Source organism: Micrococcus sp. MS-ASIII-49 (assembly GCF_000946635.1).
Classification (GTDB): Bacteria; Actinomycetota; Actinomycetes; order Actinomycetales; family Micrococcaceae; genus Micrococcus; species Micrococcus luteus.
The window spans coordinates 13,711-30,444 of record NZ_JXSP01000036.1; the positions used below are offsets into that span (position 1 = coordinate 13,711).

A 16,734-nucleotide genomic window follows, 5' to 3' on the forward strand; every position below is an offset into this window, starting at 1 on the left:
TCGTGAAGACCCTTGTGCTCGGCAACGGCGGCCGCGAACACGCGCTGCTCACCGCCCTCTCCCGTGATCCGCAGGTCAGCGCCCTCCACGCGGCGCCCGGCAACGCCGGCATGGCCGACCTCGCCACCCTCCACGCCGTCGAGGCCACCAACCCGGCCGCCGTCGTGGAGCTCGCGCGCGAGCTGGGGGCCGACCTCGTCGTCGTCGGACCCGAGGCCCCGCTGGCCGCCGGCGTCTCCGACGCCCTGCGCGAGGCCGGGTTCGCCGTGTTCGGCCCCTCGCAGGCCGCCGCGCAGCTCGAGGCGTCCAAGGCCTTCGCCAAGGAGGTCATGGCCGCCGCGGGCGTGCCCACCGCCGGCTCCCGCGTGTGCACCACCGCCGCGGAGGCCGCCGCCGCCCTCGACGAGTTCGGCGCCCCGCACGTCGTCAAGGACGACGGTCTGGCCGCGGGCAAGGGCGTCGTGGTCACCTCCGACCGCGCCGAGGCCCTCGCCCACGCCGAGGCCTGCTTCGCCGCCGGCGGCACCGTGGTGATCGAGGACTTCCTGGACGGCCCCGAGGTCTCCCTCTTCGTGATCTGCGACGGCGAGGCCGCCGTCGCCCTCACCCCCGCCCAGGACTTCAAGCGCATCCACGACGGCGACGCCGGCCCCAACACCGGCGGCATGGGCGCGTACACGCCGCTGCCGTGGCTGCCCGAGGGCTTCACGGACGAGGTCATGGACCGCGTGGCCCGCCCCGTGCTCGCCGAAATGGCCCGCCGCGGCACCCCGTTCACGGGCGTGCTGTTCTGCGGCCTGGCCGTGACCGCCGAGGGCGTGGAGGTCATCGAGTTCAACGTGCGCTTCGGCGACCCCGAGACCCAGGCCGTGCTCGCCCGCCTCGAGACGCCCCTGGGCGGGCTGCTCGCCGACGCCGCGGCCGGCCGGCTCGGCGCGGACCGTCGACTCGAGTGGAGCGACGACGTCGCCGTGGACGTGGTCATGGCCTCGGCCGGCTACCCGGCCTCCTCCTCGAAGGGCGACGTGATCACCGGGCTGGCCGACGCGGCCGGCCTCGAGGGCGTGCACGTGATCCACGCGGGCACCGCGGTGTCCGGTGAGGACGTGGTGACGGCGGGCGGCCGGGTGCTGGCCGTCGTCGGGCGCGGGGCGGACCTGGCCCAGGCGCGCGAGCGCGCCTACGCGGGCGTCGAGCGCATCCGGTTCGACGGCGCCCAGTGGCGCACGGACATCGGACTCAAGGCCGAGCGCGGCGAGATCACCGTGCCGGGGACGGAGGGAGCGAAGTGAGCGGGGAGCGCGTGGGGTTCACGGGGGCCGAGGCCCTCGAGCTGCCGGGCTGGCGGCACGTCTACTCGGGCAAGGTGCGGGACCTGTACGAGCCCGCCGACGCCGAGCCGGGACGGTCCGCGACGCTGCTCGTGGTGGCCTCCGACCGGATCAGCGCCTACGACCACGTGCTGGAGCCGCCGATCCCGGACAAGGGCGCCATCCTCACCCGGCTGACCCTGTGGTGGTTCGAGAAGCTGGCCGAGGGCTACAACGGGGCCCACGCCGAGCCGGTCGAGCACCACGTGGTGAGCACGGACGTGCCCGCGGCCGTGGCCGGGCGGGCGATGATCGTCAAGCGCCTGGACATGTTCCCCGTGGAGTGCATCGCCCGCGGCTACCTGACCGGCTCCGGCCTGGCCGAGTACCGCGCGTCGGGCACGGTGGCCGGCCTGCCGCTGCCCGCCGGGCTCGTGGACGGCTCGCGGGTCGACCCGCCGATCTTCACGCCGTCCGCGAAGGCCGAGGTCGGCGAGCACGACGAGAACATCACGTTCGAGCAGATGGTCGAGCGCGTAGGCACCGAGGCCGCCGAGCGCCTGCGGTTCCTCACCCTGGACCTGTACGCCCGCGCCGAGGCGATCGCCCGCGAGGCCGGCATCATCCTGGCGGACACGAAGGTCGAGTTCGGTGTGGACCCGGCCACCGGCCAGGTGGTGCTGGGCGACGAGGTCCTCACCCCGGACTCCTCCCGGTTCTGGGACGCCGAGGACTATGAGCCCGGCCGCCCCCAGGCGAGCTTCGACAAGCAGTTCGTCCGTGACTGGCTCACGGGCCCCGACTCCGGCTGGGACAAGACCAGCGGGGAGGCCCCGCCGGCGCTGCCCGCCGACGTCGTGGCCAAGACCCGCGACCGCTACGTGGAGGCGTACGAGCGCCTGACGGGCCGCCCCTTCGACGCCTGACCCGGACTTTCGAACGTGGGATAGGCCCTCTGTCACGTTCGAAAGTCCCCATTCGCCCGATTTCACGTTCGAAAGTCCGGGGTGGGGCGGGGTGGGGCGGGTCCTGCACAGGTGTTCGGCCCCGCACAGGAGGGGGCCGGACGCCCGCCCACGACGACGGCGCCCGCATCCTGGCCGCATGCCCCGCCGCCCCGCACCCCTTCCGCCGGCCCTCGCCGGCCGCGTCTTCACCCGGCGCGAAGCCCTGGACCGCCTCTCCTCCGACCGGCTGCGCAGCCTCGACCTGCGCCAGGTCACCCACGGGGCACACCGCGCGGTCGTCGACGTGCCGGGGTCGTGGGGCGCGCTCGGATACCCCCGCCCCGTGGCGGCCCTGCCGCCGGAGGAGGCCGCCGTCGTGGTGGCTCTGACCCGTGGGGTCACCTCGCATCTGACGGCGGCGCGGCTGCACGGGCTCATCCTGCCGTGGTGGGCCGAGGAGGACATGCGGGTGCACGTGAGCCGGCCGCACCGCACGGGTCGGACAGGGCGCGCGGGCGTCGCCTGCCACGGACGCACGGTGCCGGCCGAGGACCGCGTGGAGGTGCACGGGGTCCCGGTCACCTCGCTCGAGCGGACGTGGGTGGACCTCTGCTCCCTGCTGCGGCCGGATCAGGTGGCGGACGCCGTCGTCGCGGGGGACGCGCTGGTGAACCGTCCGTGGGCCGACGGGACCCGACTCCCGCCGCGCACGACGGCGTCGCGGCTCTCCGCGGCGCTGGAGCGGGCGGGCCGGTTCAAGGGCGTGCGGGTGGCCCGGGCTGCGCTGGCGCTGATCCGGGTGGGGGCGGACTCGCCTCCGGAGACGCGGCTGCGGCTGGCGCTCCTCGACGCCGGGCTCCCCGAGCCGCGCCTCCAGGCGCAGCTGGTCTCACCGGCAGGGGAGCGGACCGACGCGGACATGGTGGTCGAACGGTCCCGCGTGGCCCTCCACTACGACGGCGGCCACCACCGCACGCCGGAGCAGCAGCGACGCGACGCACGGCGGGACCGTCTCTGGCAGGAGGCCGGCCACCTGTCCATCACGGTGATGGGCGCCGACCTGGCCGAGGACTTCCGAACCGTGGTGGCCGCCGTCGTCCGCCACGACCGGGCCGTGCGGGCGGCCTCCACCTCCGGCCCCGCCCCGCAGAACTTTCGAACGTGAAATCGGGCGAATGGGCACTTTCGAACGTGGGATAGGCCCTCTCTCACGTTCGAAAGCGCGTCGGGCGCGCCACCCGTCAGGCGAGCGAGTCCTCCCAGGCCCGGTGCAGCGCCGCGAACCGCCCGTCGGCCGCCACCAGCTCGGCGGGGCTGCCGTCCTCGACGATCCGGCCGTCGTGCATCACGAGCACCCGGTCGGCGGTCTCGACGGTGCTGAGCCGGTGGGCGATGATCAGGGCCGTCCGGTTCCCCAACAGCCGCTCCAGCCCGGCCTGCACGAGTCGCTCGCTCGGCAGGTCCAGCGACGACGTCGCCTCGTCCAGGATCAGCACGGCGGGGTCCGCGAGGAACGCCCGCGCGAACGACACGAGCTGCCGCTGTCCCGCGCTCAGCCGCCCGCCGCGCTTGGCGACGTCGGTCGCGTAGCCCTCGGGCAGCCCCAGGATGAAGTCGTGCGCCCCCACCGCCCGGGCGGCCGCCTGGATCTCGGCCTCGGTGGCGTCGGGCCGGCCGAGGGCGATGTTCTCCGCGATCGACCCGGAGAACAGGAACGCCTCCTGGGTCACCATCACCACGTTGCGCCGCAGATCCGCCTGGCTGAGCTCGCGCAGCTCCACCCCGTCCAGCGTCAGCGAGCCGGCAGAGACGTCGTAGAACCGGGCGATGAGCTTGGCCAGCGTCGACTTGCCCGCACCCGTCTGGCCCACCACGGCCACGGTCTGCCCGGCCGGGATCACGAGGTCGAACTCCGGCAGCACCACCCGGTCCGGTCCGTAGCTGAACACCGCGTCCCGGAACTCCACCCGCCCGGACGCCACGCCCGTCCCCGGAGCGTCGGCCCCGGGCAGCGGCGTGGGCTCGGCGGCCTCCACCACGGTGGGCTCCTCCTCGAGCAGGCCGGAGACCTTCTCGAGCGCCGCCGTCGCGGACTGCAGCGACGAGTAGAACATCGCCACCATCTCCATGGGCTGGAACACGCGCCGTCCGGCCAGCAGGAGCGCCACGAGCACCCCCACCTCGAGGTCGCCGTCGAGGACGCGCAGGCCCCCGGTCACGAGCAGCGCCGCCACCGTCAGGTTGCCCGTCGCCACGAGCACCGGCTGCAGGATGCCGAACAGGTTGAGCGTGGCCACCATGTCGTCCCGGTAGGCCGTGGCCAAGTCGCGGTACCGCGCGTCGTTGTCCCGTTCCCGCCGGAAGGCCTGGACCGCGCGGATGCCGGTCATGGTCTCCACGAAGTGCACGATCGACCGCGCCGAGGACACCCGCGACCGCCGGTACGCCTCCTCGGACCGCACCTGGTACCAGCGCGTCACGATCGCCACCGGCACGGCCGCACCCAGCAGCACGAGGAACGACGGCGGGTCCAGCAGCAGGATGGACGCCGCGGTGAACGACATGAACATCAGCCCGGACACGAGCGAGGACACGCCCTGGTCCAGCAGCTCCCGCAGCGCCTCCAGGTCCGAGGTCTGCCGCGAGATCACGCGCCCGGACGTGTACCGCTCGTGGAACCCCAGACTCAACCGCTGCGTGTGCCGGAACACGCGCAGCCGCAGGCTCAGCAGCATGGCCTGGCTCGCCCGCGCGGTGAGCCACATGTACGCCCCCAGGAGGCCGCCGGAGACGAGGGCCGCCGCCACGTACGCCCCGCCCACGGGGACGAGGATGGGCCAGACGGACTCGCCGGCCCGCACGGCCTCGACGACGCGCGGCAGCTCCGCGTCGATCGCCCAGGCGATGATCAGCGGCCCGGCCGCCCGCGCCGCGTTGGACACGAGTACGAAGACCACGGTGATCAGCAGCGTCCCCCGGACCGGCCGCGCGAGCTCGCCGAGCAGCCGGAAGGACCGGCGCCGGATGTGGCGGCGCTCCGCGCGGGTGTAGTCGAGGTCCTCTTCGGCCCCCACGCCGCGCACGCGGCTCACGTCGGCGGCGCTCATGCCTGCTCCTCCGGTCGGCTCGAGATGATGTGCCGGTACACGGCGCTGCGGGCCAGCAGTTCGGGGTGCGTCCCCACGTCCTCGATCCGCCCGTCCGCCAGCACCGCGACCCGGTCCGCGAGGGCCACGGTGGAGGGACGGTGCGCCACGATCAGGGTGGTCGTCCCGTCGAGGACCTCGCGCAGGCGCGCGGTCACGGCCTCCTCGGTGCGCACGTCGAGGGCGGAGAGGGGGTCGTCCAGCACGAGCACGTCCGGGCGTGCCGCGATCGCGCGGGCGAGGGCGATCCGCTGGCGCTGTCCGCCGGAGAGGCTGAGGCCCTCCTCGCCGATCTCGGTCTCGACGCCGTCCGCCAGGTCCGCCACGAAGCCCGCCTGCGCGGTCTCGAGCGCGAGGTCGAGCAGGGCGTCCGCCGCGGGGGAGTGGAGGCCGTCCGCGAGCACGTCCGCCGGGGCGCCGAGCAGCACGTTCTGCCGGATGGTCGCGGAGAACAGCGTGGCGTCCTCGAATGCCACGGACACCCGCCGGCGCAGCTCCTCGAGCGGCATCCGGCGCACGTCCACCCCGTCCACGCAGACGGAGCCCGCCGTGACGTCGAGCAGCCGGGGGACCAGCTGCAGCAGCGTCGACTTGCCGGCGCCGGTCGCGCCGACCAGGGCCATCGTCTCGCCGGGCACCAGCTCGAGGTCGACGCCGTCGAGCAGGTCGCGCTCCCCGCGCCCCGGGTCCGCGTCCGGCCAGCGGAAGCGCACCCCGCGGAACGCGAGCGCGCCGGTGGCCGGGGGCACGACGGCGGCCTCCCCGGTGGGCGAGGCGATGTCCACGGGCGTGGCGAGGACGTCCACGTGGCGGTCGATCGCCGTGCGGGCCGAGAGCGTCATGCCCATCAGCTGGCCCACCGACTCGACCGGCCCGGCCAGCACGGCCGCGGTGGCGAAGTAGGCGGCGAGCGCGCCCACCGTCAGCTCCCCGGTCGCCACGAGCCACAGGCCCAGGGCGAGGCCCAGGCCCAGCACGGTCTCCGGCAGGGCCACGATGAGCGCGATGAACCGGGCCAGCACCGAGGCCTTGTGCACCTCGGTGCCCTGCAGCGTGCGGGCGCGCCCGCGGAAGCCGTCGAGGGCGTGCGCGCCGCGGCCGAACGCCTTGAGGACGCGGATGCCGTGCACCGACTCCTCGACGGACGTGGCGAGGTCCCCGGCCTGGTCCTGGGAGAGCCGGGACGCGGCGCGGAAGTCGTTGCGGAACCCGAACGACGCCCACATGATCGGCACGGCCGCGGCGAGGTAGAGCAGGGCCAGCTGCCAGGACAGCAGGAACAGCAGGACGAGGCCGACGGCGATGGTCACCACGTCCACCACGAGCATGACCGAGCCGAACGCGATCCACCGCCGCAGCAGCGAGAGGTCGCCCTGGGCCCGGGAGAGCAGCTGCCCCGAGGGCCACGCGTCGTGGAACGCCACCGGCAGGCGCTGGAGCCGTTCGAACAGGGCGATGCGCGCCCGGTTCTCCACCCCGGCGGCCGGCGGGAGGATGAAGTACCGGCGCAGGCCGATGAACGCGGCCTCGGCGAGGCCGAGCACGGTGAGCAGGCCGGCGGCCCGCCACACGTCCGCGCGGGAGTCGGGGGAGGAGGGCCCGGCGAGCACAGTCTGCGTGAACACGGTGTCCACGAGCAGGTGGATGACCTGCGGGATGGCCAGGGCCACGAGGCCCGCCGCCGTGGCCGAGGCGAGCCCGAGCACCCAGCGCGCCCGCACGCCCTCGAGGTACGGTGCGATCCCGCCCAGGGCGTCACGCAGGGACGAGGCGGCGGGAGAGGTGGCGCGGGTCACGGGGCTCCACTGTACCCGCGGCCCCGGACGGGACAGGCGGCTCAGCCCCGCGGGACCAGGTCCAGCACCACGGCCTCGGGCCGGCACGCGAACCGCACGGGCGCGGACGGCGCGGTCCCCAGGCCGGCCGACACCTCGAGGGGGACGGTCCGCCCCGCGGCCATCCACGTCGAGACCCCGGAGGCCTGTCGGCGGGGCAGGTCGCAGTTGGTGACGAGCGCGCCGAGGAACGGCACGCACACCTGCCCGCCGTGGGTGTGGCCCGCGAGCAGCAGGTCGGCGCCGTCGGCGGTCATGGCGTCCAGCACGCGGCGGTACGGGGCGTGGGTGACGCCCAGCCGGAACCGCCCGTCGTCGCCGGGCCGCCCGGCGCCGCCGTCGGGCGCGGAGCCGGGGAAGCCGGCCCAGGCGTCCAGACCGAGGTGCGGGTCGTCGGTGCCGGCGGCGAGGACCTCGAGCGTGGTCCCGGCGCGGGTCGGCACGGCCAGAGCGGCGCCCCGGTTCGTCAGGTCGGCCCAGCCGGCGGCGCGGAACGCGCCGAACAGGACGTCGGAGGGAAGCCGGGGCCGGTCCGCGTCCATGCGCGAGGGGCCCGCGAAGTACCGGAGGGGGTTGGCCGCCTTGGGCGCGTAGTAGTCGTTGGAGCCGGGCACGAACACGCCGGGCCGCGCCAGCAGCGGCCCGAGCGCGTCGAGCACGAGCGGCACCGACGCCGCGGCGGACACGTTGTCACCCGTGTTGACCACGAGGTCCGGCTCGAGTGCATCCAATCCGCGCAGCCACGCCCGCTTGGCCCGGTGCCGGGGCAGCAGGTGGATGTCCGAGAGGTGCAGCACCCGCAGCGGCGCCGACCCGGCCGGCAGCACGGCCAGTCGGTGCGTGCGCACCGTCCGGGCCTCGGCCTCGGCGAGGCCCCAGGCCAGGCCGAGGCCCGCCGTCGCGGCCAGCCCGGCGGCGGCAGGCGCTGCGGCGCAGAACATGCGCCGGGCGGGGGAGGCGGCGGGGCGCATCGCGGTCAGAAGCCCGGGACCGCCTGGGGCTGCGGCCCGCCCCGGTCCAGGTCGTCGATGGTGAACTGGCGTCCGTCCGGGTGCTCGCCGGCCTCGCCCGGGTCCTCCGACTGCGGGCCGTCCCACTCGGGCAGTTCACCCGGCGGGAACTTCTCCTTGGCCAACTGGTTGTACTCGAGCCAGGACGGGCCGTTGATGGAGGTCGAGTAGAACGGGTTGCGGACCTCGCCATTGACGGTCTCGCCCGTCATGGACTTCAGGTTGTTGTAGCGGCCGGTCCACACGGCGGTGGCCAGCTTGCTGGTGAATCCGACGAACCACGTGGAGGACACGTTGTCGTTCGTGCCCGTCTTGCCGCCGAACTCGTAGCCGGCGCCCTCCTCGGCGATGTTGAAGCCGCCGATGTGGCGCAGGACCGGCATCAGCTCCCGGACGTGGTCCGGGTCGATGACCTGGTCGCACTGCGGGTCGGCGACGTCGTACTGGTTGCCGGCGGTGTCCGTGACCTCCAGGATGGCGCGCGGCTCGCAGTACAGGCCGTTCGCGGCGATGGCGGCGTACGCGCCGGCCAGGGAGAGCGGGGCCACCGAGTCCTTGCCGAGCAGGAAGGACGGGTCGTCCGGCTGCAGCGGGGAGCTGTCCAGGGCACGGGTGATGCCCAGCTGGGTGGTGAGGCTCGTGATGTCGCACAGGTCCAGCTGGTACGCGGTGGCGACGGTCGGGGTGTTCACGGACCAGAAGAGGCCCTCGTCCACGCGCACCTGCCGCAGCATGTCGGGGATCACGTTCTTGAACTGCCAGGTGCCGCCGATCGTGGTGTAGCCGCCCGGGCGGCACGAGGCCGCGAAGCGCGTGCCCGTGGGGTAGACGTTCCGGGAGGCGTCCACGGAGTCGACCAGGCGGTTGCCGTTGCGCAGCCAGGTCAGGGCCACGAAGGGCTTGAGCGTGGAGCCGGCCTGGAAGCCCTGGCCGCCGCCCCACTGCTTGTCCACGTTGAAGTTCAGCGAGGTGTGGCCGAGCTCGTCCTGGATGGCGTACTCGGTGTTCTGGGCCATGGTGCGGATGTTGCCGGTGCCGGCCTCCACCGAGGTGAGCGCGTGGCCGGCGCCCAGCGACTCGTTGTTGGGCACGGAGGCGCGCAGGTTCTTCTCGGTCTCCTTCTGGAGCGTCGAGTCGATCGTCGTGCGGATGGTGAGTCCGCCGCGGTCCAGCAGGGCCTGCCGGGACTGGACGTCCGGGCCGAACGTGGGGTCGGCAAGGATCTGCCGCTCCACGTAGTCGCAGAAGTAGGCGCCGAACTTGGCGTAGAGGCAGCCCGAGGGGCGGGACTCCATCACCACCTCCATCGGCTGGGCGACGGCGTGGTCGTACTCCTCCTGGGAGAGGTAGCCGTTGTCCTTCATCGCGTTCAGCACGAGGTTGCGCCGCTCCGTGGCCTCCTCCGGATTGCGGGCCGGGTTGAACCGGGTGGGGGACTGGACCATGCCGGCCAGCGTGGCGGCCTCCCAGCTCTCCAGGTCGGCGGCGGACTTGCCGAACACGTACTGCGAGGCGGCCTCGACCCCGTAGGCGCGGCCGGAGAACAGCACGATGTTGAGGTAGCCCTCGAGGATCTCGTCCTTCGACATCTGCTCCTCGACGGCGACGGCGAGCTTGATCTCCTTGACCTTGTCCGCGATGTTCTTGGAGCCGGAGAGGGTGAGGCGGGAGTCGCCGCGGATCTGCTGCACGTTCACCAGCATGTTGTTCACGAACTGCTGGGTGAGGGTGGAGGCGCCCTGCGTGGAGTCGGAGGTGGCGTTGTTCACGGCAGCGCGGATGAGGCCGCGCGCGTCCACGCCGTCGTGATCGTAGAAGCGCTCGTCCTCGATGGCCACGATCGCGTGCTGCATGTGCTCCGAGATCTCGTCCAGCGGGACCGGGGTGCGGTTCTCCTCGTAGAAGACGGCGATCTCCTCACCGTCCTCCGAGAGGATGCGCGACGGCACGGAGACCGGCTCCGTGGGCAGCTCGTCCGGCAGCTCGTCCAGCATCTCCCGGCCCGACGCGGCGGCGACACCGGCCAGGCCCGCGACGGGCAGCAGGAGGGCCGCCACGAGCAGGCCGGCCACCGCCGAGAGGCCCACGAAGGCGAGGAGGCGGCCGAGGGCGCTCGAGGGCGCGGGGAAGCGGGTCGTGCGGGAGGCCATGGGCGCGAGTGTAGCGCGGGCACCTGGGACCTCTTCCGGGGTCCGCGCCGGTGGCTAGGGTGGGTCCCATGACTCAGCAGACGCAGTGGGAGTACGCCACGATCCCCCTCCTCATCCACGCGACCAAGCAGATCCTCGACCAGTGGGGCGAGGACGGCTGGGAGCTCGTCACGGTGATCCCGGGCCCCGAGGGGAACAACCCCGTGGCCTACCTCAAGCGTCCGAAGGCGGCGTGAACGTGACGGAGCAGTCCTCGGCCCCCACCTGGGGCGACGGCGCCGTCGCGGCCCGCCTCGCGGAGCTCGGCATCGACCGACCCGCCGTCGCGGCGCCGGTCGGCTCCTACGTCCCGGCGCTGCGGGACGGCGACCTCGTGCTGACCTCCGGCCAGCTCCCCTTCGTGGCCGGCGCCCTGCCCGCCACCGGCAAGGTGGGCGCGGAGGTCACCCCCGAACGCGCCCAGGAGCTCGCGCGGGCATGCGCCGTGAACGCGGTGGCCGCGGTGCACGAGCTGGTGGGCGACCTGGACCGGGTCGCCCAGGTCGTCAAGGTCGTCGGCTTCGTGGCCTCCGACCCCGCGTTCACCGGTCAGCCCGGCGTGGTGAACGGCGCCTCGGACGTGCTGGCCGAGATCTTCGGCGAGGCCGGCCGCCACGCGCGCTCCGCCGTCGGCGTGGCCGTGCTGCCCATGGACGCTCCCGTCGAGGTGGAGATCACCGTCCGTGTCCGCTGACCCGGCCGGCCTGCTGCTGCCGGTCCCGGGGCAGGAGGAGGACCTCACCCGCCAGTGGCTGGACCGGCGCTTCCGCCAGGTCCGCCCCGCCCGGCCCGGGTCGTCCGTCGTGCTCGTGCGGGACGGCGACGACGGCCCGGAGGTCTTCCTCCGTCACCGCGCGGGACGCACCCCGCTCGGCCGCGTGGGTCTGCCCGGCGGCGCGCTCATCGAGTCCGACGCCGACTCCTGCCCGTGGTACGGGCCCGAGCCCTCCCAGTGGGCCCGCACGTTCGGGACCACGGACCGGCGGCGTGCGCGGCAGCACGTGGTGGCCGCCGTCCGTGAGCTCCACGACGAGGCCGGAGTGCTCCTCGCCGGTCGCTCCGACACGGACGTCGTGTCCACGGCGCGCATCGAGACCTGGGGCGGGGGCCGCAGCTCCCTCGAGGAGGGCTCGGAGAGTCTGCCCCATCTGCTGGCCGCGCGTGGCCTCGGGGTGCGCGCCGACCTGCTGCGCCCCGTCATGCGCTGGCGATCCGCGCCCCACGTCCACCGACGCTTCGACACGGCCGTGTTCGCCACGATGACCCCACCGCTGCAGTCCGCGCCGGCATCCGAGGAACCCGGTCCCGAACTTCAGGCGTGGGTGCCCGCGCGTCGCGCGCTCGCCGGCCCGCTGCGGCTGCCCGGACCCGCCGGGGCGGAGGGCACGGCACCCTTCGACCAGGTGGCGACCCCGCTGACGCAGGTGATCGTGCGTCGGGTCGCGGCGCACCGGACGGCCGCCGCCTTCCTGCTCTCCGTCACGCCCTGTGTCCGGCGTGGTCCCGTGCCGGAATACCATCTGGTCACCGAGGCCGGCGACGACGGCACCCCCCGGATGCGCGTGGAGCGGGCCACCCGGGACTGACCGGGGTGGCCCGCTCCACGGCAGGGCGGGGGGCGTCAGCGCGAACGCTGACGCAGACGCTGCAGGTCCAGGATGACCACGGCGCGGTTCTCCAGGCGGATCCAGCCGCGCTGGACGAACTCGGCCAGGGCCTTGTTCACGGTCTCGCGGGACGCGCCCACCAGCTGGGCGAGCTCCTCCTGCGTGAGGTCGTGCGCCACCAGCAGGCCGTCCGCGGCCGGCCGGCCGAAGCGGTCCGCGAGGTCCAGGAGCGCCTTGGCCACGCGGCCCGGCACGTCCGAGAACACCAGGTCCGCCAGGGACTCGTTGGTCTTGGACAGGCGCTGGGCCAGGGCCTGGAGCAGCTGGACCGACACATCCGGCGACGAGGCGATGGCGCGGCGCAGGTTCTCATGGCGCAGACCGGCCAGGCGCGTGGCGGACACCGCGGTGGCGGTGGCGTTGCGCGGGGCGGGGTTGAACAGGGCCATCTCGCCGAAGATCTCGCCGGGGCCGAGCACGGCCACGAGGTTCTCGCGGCCGTCCGAAGCGGTGCGGCCGAGCTTGATCTTGCCGGACATGATCACGTACAGCTGATCGCCCTGGTCGCCCTCGTGGAACGCGGACGCGCCGCGGGAGAGCTCCACCTCGGTCAGCTCCGAGGTGAGGATGGCGAACACCTCGTCGTCCAGGTTGGTGAACAGCGGAGCCTTCCGCAGAACCTCGAGATCCATGTGTGCGTGTCCTCTCTGTGGGCAGTTCCTCACACCGCGGCGGAGGAGCCGCCCGGTTCACTGGCGTCCATTGTGCCCCATACCCCCGTGCGGGCCGATACCCTGGATCCTCCACCGGGCGCGCGGGCGGTCCCCGTGCGTGGCCGGTGCCGTCGCATCCGAAGGAGGTCGCCCATGCCGCTGGGTCTGACGTGGCTGGACGTCCTGCTCATCGTCGCGCTGGCGATGCTCCTGGTCCAGGGCCACCGTCGCGGCCTGTGGGTGGTGCTGGGCAACCTCGTCGGCCTGGTCGGCGGTGCCGCGATCGCGTTCTACGCCCTGCCGGAGGTGGCGGAGTTCGTCACCGCGCCGCAGTGGCGGTGGGCCGCGCTGATCGCCACCCTCGTCCTGCTCGTGGCGGCGGGCCAGTACGTGGGCGCCGCCATCGGCGAGGCGATCCGGCTGCGCGTGAACCTGCCGGCCCTGCGACTCGTCGACCGCCTGCTCGGCGCGCTCGCCGCCGGTCTCGCGGGCGCCCTCGTCCTCTGGCTCGTGGCGTTCTCCATCGCGGCCTCCGGCTCCACCGCGGTCACCCGTGAGGTGAACCGCTCGCAGGTGATCACGGCGCTGGACACCGTGATGCCCGACTCGCTCCTGGCCTGGGCCGCCCGCTCGCGCTCCGCCGTCGCCGACCTGGACGTGCTGCCGGAGCTCGAGCTGCCCGCCCCCGTCCCGGAGTCCGACGACGGCGTCCGCGCCGCCCCGGCCCCGGCCGCGACGCCGGGTCTGCCCTCGGCCGCCTCCTCCCCGTCCGACACCGCGACGTCCGCCCCGTCCGCCTCGGCGACCCCCGAGGAGCCCGACGACGCCGCCGCGGCGTCGTCGTCCACGGCCGCCGCGCCGTCGGCCACGACGACCGCCCCCGCCTCGTCGACGTCGACGGCCGCCCCCTCGACTCCCGCCGCCTCCTCGGCGTCGGCCGCCGTCGTCCGGCTGACCGGCACGGCCGCGCAGTGCAACCAGGTGCAGAGCGGCTCGGGCGTGGCCGTGGCCCCGGACCGCGTGCTCACGAACGCGCACGTGGTCCTCGGCGTGGACGCCCCCACCGTGACGGACCGCGCCCGCGGCGTGCACGCGGCGCGGATCGTCCACCTGGACACGGCGCACGACCTCGCCGTCCTGGCGGTCGACGACGCGAACCTGCCCGTCATGCCGGTCGGCGCCGAGCTGACGGGCGGCGCGTCGGCCTCCGTCCTGGGCTATCCCGACGGCGGCCCGTTCGCCTCCACCCCCGCGACCGTGCAGGCCGTCGGCGAGGTGCCGCTCGGCGACGTCCTGACCGGTGCCGCGAGCATGGTGGACGTCTACACCCTCGCGGCGGACATCCGCCACGGCTACTCGGGCGGCCCGGTGGTGGACACGGCCGGGAACCTGGCCGGTCTGGTGTTCGCCCGGGCCCCGGGCTCGGACGCCGTCGGCTACGCCCTGACGGCGGACACCATCGCCCCCGTCGTCGCCGCGGCCCCGGGGATGACGGCCACGGTCCCCTCGGGGGACTGCGTCCCGGGCGGCTGAGCCGGCGCCGCGCCACGCGCCTGACGCCCGCATTCCGGACCGGACTGTCCGGCAACGGCCCGCGTCGACTATTGTGGCATCCGTCACACTCGAGTTTCCCCGACCCTCGGAGGTCCTGCATGTCCAGCACCGTCTCCGCGCCCGCCACGGCGCCGAAGCGCACCCGGGAGGAGTTCGCCGGCCGGTGGGCCTTCATCCTGGCGGCCATCGGCTCCGCCGTGGGCCTCGGCAACATCTGGCGCTTCCCCTACGTCGCCTATGAGAACGGCGGCGGCGCGTTCGTCATCCCCTACCTGATCGCGCTGCTCACCGCGGGCATCCCGCTCCTGTTCTTCGACTACGCGATCGGCCACCGCTTCCGCGGCTCCGCGCCGCTGGCGTTCCGGCGCCTGTCCCGGTGGACCGAGACCGTCGGCTGGTGGCAGGTGCTCATCTGCGTCGTCATCGGGATCTACTACGCTGCGATCATCGGCTGGGCGATCATGTACACCTGGTTCTCCGTGGACCAGCGGTGGGGCGACGACCCGGAGACCTTCCTCATGGGCGACTACCTGCAGGTCGCCGACGACCCGTCCCCGTCCTTCGACGTCGTCTCGGGCGTCTTCTGGCCCATGCTCGCCGTCTGGGTGATCACGCTGCTCATCATGGGCTTCGGCGTGCGCCGGGGCGTGGCCCTGGCCTCGATGGTCGGCATCCCGCTGCTCATCGTGATGTTCCTGGTCCTCGTCGGCATCGCCCTCACCCTGCCGGGCGCCGCCCAGGGCCTGGACGCGCTGTTCACGCCGAACTGGGCCGCGCTCGCGGACCCGGGCGTCTGGATCGCCGCCTACGGTCAGATCTTCTTCTCGCTGTCCGTCGGCTTCGGCATCATGATCACCTACGCCTCCTACCTCAACCGCCGCACGAACCTCACCGGCTCCGGCCTGGTCGTCGGCTTCTCCAACTCGGGCTTCGAGATCCTGGCCGGCATCGGCGTGTTCTCCGCCCTGGGCTTCATGGCGCAGGCCTCCGGCGTGTCCGTGTCCGAGGTGGCCGGCAGCGGCATCGGCCTGGCGTTCATCGCCTTCCCCACCCTGATCTCGCAGGCCCCGCTCGGCGCTCTGATCGGCGTGCTGTTCTTCGGCTCGCTCGTGGTCGCCGGCTTCACCTCGCTGATCTCGATCCTCGAGGTCGTCATCTCCGCCGTGAAGGACAAGCTCGGCTGGGGCCGCTGGACGGCCACGATCGTCGTGATCGGCCTGTCCGGGGTGGTCTCCCTCGCCCTGTTCTCCACCACCACGGGCCTGCAGATGCTCGACACCATGGACGCGTTCGCCAACAACTTCGGCATCGTGGGCGCGGCGCTCCTGTCGGTGCTCCTGGTCACCGGTGCGCTGGGCTCGGCCCGCCGCATCACGGCGCACCTCAACGCCGTCTCCTCCTTCAAGGTCGGCCGCGGGTACGTGCTGCTGATCGGCGTGCTCATGCCGATCGTGCTCGCCTACATCTGGCTCTCCTGGATCATGAAGGTGATCGCGGAGGGCTATGAGGGCTACCCGGGCGACTTCCTCGGCGTCTTCGGCTGGGGCATCGCGCTCGGCTCCGTCGCCCTGGCCGTCCTGCTCTCCCTGATCCCGTGGTCCCGCAAGTCCAACCTCTACGCGGAGGACCTGGACAGCGAGATCCACGGCGACCTCATCCCGCACAACGCCGTGCCCGAGGGCACCGTCCCCACCGGCGCCCTGCCGGTGGTGCCCGTGGCCACCACCCGGAAGGAGCTCTGACCGATGAGCACCGCAGCGATCGTCATGATGTCCCTGGCCATCCTCCTGGTGTGGGGCGGCCTCGCGGTCTCCGCCATCCACCTGCTCCGCCACCCGGACGACTCCTCGGGCGACCTCGCCATCGAGGACGACCTGGCCCCCGCCGTGTGGGAGCGCGAGGATGGCCTTCTCGACGCGCAGCACCGGTGAGACGATGAGGGCCACCGGTCCGTCCGCGGCGGCCCCGTCCGCAGCCCCGGTCGCCGGCGGGGCCGCGGGCGTGGTCTCCACCTCCCTGCCGGTCGTGGCGGTGGACGGGAGCCTGCCGACCCCGCCCTACCGGCAGATCGTGGACGCGGTCCTGGCCGGCGTCACCTCCGGATCCCTCGCCCGCGGGGACCGACTGCCGCCCGTGCGCGCGCTCGCCGCCGAGCTCGGCGTGGCACCGGGCACCGTGGCCCGGGCCTACAAGGAGCTCGAGGCGCACGGCACCATCCGCACCCGGGGGCGCGCGGGCACGTTCGTGGCCGCCTCGGCCGACGCCCGCGCGGACGCCGCGCACCAGGCGGTGCGCCGCTGTCTCGACACCCTGCTCGAGCGCCTCGGCTACACGCCCGACGAGGCCGTGGAGCTGGTCCGCCGGGACGCAGCCGCCCGCGCCTGAGCCGGGCCCGCCCACCGACGACGCCGCCCCGGACCGCA

The 16,734-nt window shown here is 73.9% G+C and carries 15 protein-coding genes; 10 read left to right on the forward strand and 5 right to left on the reverse strand.

The annotated features are described in order from the left end of the window. Positions 1-2: 2 nt before the first annotated feature. The 3 genes from purD to SJ20_RS02720 all read left to right on the forward strand — a co-directional run bounded on the left by purD (position 3) and on the right by SJ20_RS02720 (position 3,422). Positions 3-1,292 carry a phosphoribosylamine--glycine ligase gene (gene purD, locus SJ20_RS02710; RefSeq protein WP_044658866.1) on the forward strand — a complete coding sequence of 430 codons (1,290 nt, stop codon included), beginning with the start codon at positions 3-5 and terminating at the stop codon, positions 1,290-1,292. After that, the gene (locus SJ20_RS02715; protein ID WP_044658867.1) at positions 1,289-2,236 is read left to right on the forward strand and encodes a phosphoribosylaminoimidazolesuccinocarboxamide synthase; all 948 of its coding nucleotides are present in this window, start codon (positions 1,289-1,291) and stop codon (positions 2,234-2,236) included. Before purD ends, SJ20_RS02715 begins: the two co-directional genes overlap by 4 nt. 178 nt (positions 2,237-2,414) lie before the next feature. After that, positions 2,415-3,422, forward strand: coding sequence for a hypothetical protein (locus tag SJ20_RS02720; RefSeq protein ID WP_095353861.1), 1,008 nt, complete (start codon positions 2,415-2,417; stop codon positions 3,420-3,422). Between the two features lie 76 nt (positions 3,423-3,498). Here SJ20_RS02720 and SJ20_RS02725 read toward each other — a convergent pair whose 3' ends face one another. The 4 genes from SJ20_RS02725 to SJ20_RS02740 are packed head-to-tail and all read right to left on the reverse strand — an operon-like array spanning position 3,499 to position 10,398. Beyond that, positions 3,499-5,364: an ABC transporter ATP-binding protein gene (locus tag SJ20_RS02725; protein WP_044658868.1), complete on the reverse strand. Its 1,866-nt coding sequence runs from the start codon at positions 5,362-5,364 to the stop codon at positions 3,499-3,501. After that, the gene (locus SJ20_RS02730) at positions 5,361-7,199 is read right to left on the reverse strand and encodes an ABC transporter ATP-binding protein (protein WP_036314269.1); all 1,839 of its coding nucleotides are present in this window, start codon (positions 7,197-7,199) and stop codon (positions 5,361-5,363) included. Before SJ20_RS02730 ends, SJ20_RS02725 begins: the two co-directional genes overlap by 4 nt. 41 nt (positions 7,200-7,240) lie before the next feature. Further along, the gene (locus SJ20_RS02735) at positions 7,241-8,209 is read right to left on the reverse strand and encodes a metallophosphoesterase (protein WP_044658869.1); all 969 of its coding nucleotides are present in this window, start codon (positions 8,207-8,209) and stop codon (positions 7,241-7,243) included. A 5-nt stretch (positions 8,210-8,214) separates the two neighbouring features. Next, positions 8,215-10,398 carry a transglycosylase domain-containing protein gene (locus SJ20_RS02740; RefSeq protein WP_044658870.1) on the reverse strand — a complete coding sequence of 728 codons (2,184 nt, stop codon included), beginning with the start codon at positions 10,396-10,398 and terminating at the stop codon, positions 8,215-8,217. Between the two features lie 68 nt (positions 10,399-10,466). Between SJ20_RS02740 and SJ20_RS11850 the strand changes: the two genes are divergently transcribed. From SJ20_RS11850 to SJ20_RS02750, 3 genes are read left to right on the forward strand one after another with little or no spacing between them, the layout of a single operon-like run. Then, positions 10,467-10,634: a DUF4177 domain-containing protein gene (locus SJ20_RS11850; protein ID WP_010080276.1), complete on the forward strand. Its 168-nt coding sequence runs from the start codon at positions 10,467-10,469 to the stop codon at positions 10,632-10,634. Then, a complete protein-coding gene (locus SJ20_RS02745; RefSeq protein WP_020628330.1) occupies positions 10,631-11,131 on the forward strand; it encodes a RidA family protein in 501 nt (166 codons plus the stop codon). Before SJ20_RS11850 ends, SJ20_RS02745 begins: the two co-directional genes overlap by 4 nt. After that, the gene (locus SJ20_RS02750) at positions 11,121-12,023 is read left to right on the forward strand and encodes a hypothetical protein (RefSeq protein WP_044658871.1); all 903 of its coding nucleotides are present in this window, start codon (positions 11,121-11,123) and stop codon (positions 12,021-12,023) included. Before SJ20_RS02745 ends, SJ20_RS02750 begins: the two co-directional genes overlap by 11 nt. Before the next feature lie 35 nt (positions 12,024-12,058). On the opposite strand, the gene SJ20_RS02755 is transcribed toward SJ20_RS02750, so the two are convergent. Then, positions 12,059-12,736 carry a Crp/Fnr family transcriptional regulator gene (locus SJ20_RS02755; protein ID WP_002854021.1) on the reverse strand — a complete coding sequence of 226 codons (678 nt, stop codon included), beginning with the start codon at positions 12,734-12,736 and terminating at the stop codon, positions 12,059-12,061. A 174-nt stretch (positions 12,737-12,910) separates the two neighbouring features. Between SJ20_RS02755 and SJ20_RS02760 the strand changes: the two genes are divergently transcribed. The 4 genes from SJ20_RS02760 to SJ20_RS02775 all read left to right on the forward strand — a co-directional run bounded on the left by SJ20_RS02760 (position 12,911) and on the right by SJ20_RS02775 (position 16,696). Beyond that, positions 12,911-14,290 carry a MarP family serine protease gene (locus tag SJ20_RS02760; RefSeq protein WP_044658872.1) on the forward strand — a complete coding sequence of 460 codons (1,380 nt, stop codon included), beginning with the start codon at positions 12,911-12,913 and terminating at the stop codon, positions 14,288-14,290. A 119-nt stretch (positions 14,291-14,409) separates the two neighbouring features. After that, on the forward strand, positions 14,410-16,053 hold the full coding sequence (locus tag SJ20_RS02765; RefSeq protein ID WP_044658873.1) for a sodium-dependent transporter: 1,644 nt from the start codon (positions 14,410-14,412) through the stop codon (positions 16,051-16,053). A gap of 3 nt (positions 16,054-16,056) precedes the next feature. Continuing rightward, on the forward strand, positions 16,057-16,242 hold the full coding sequence (locus tag SJ20_RS02770) for a methionine/alanine import family NSS transporter small subunit (protein ID WP_044658874.1): 186 nt from the start codon (positions 16,057-16,059) through the stop codon (positions 16,240-16,242). Then, on the forward strand, positions 16,214-16,696 hold the full coding sequence (locus SJ20_RS02775; protein ID WP_044658875.1) for a GntR family transcriptional regulator: 483 nt from the start codon (positions 16,214-16,216) through the stop codon (positions 16,694-16,696). The genes SJ20_RS02770 and SJ20_RS02775 overlap by 29 nt, the downstream gene beginning before the upstream one ends. Positions 16,697-16,734 lie beyond the last annotated feature (38 nt).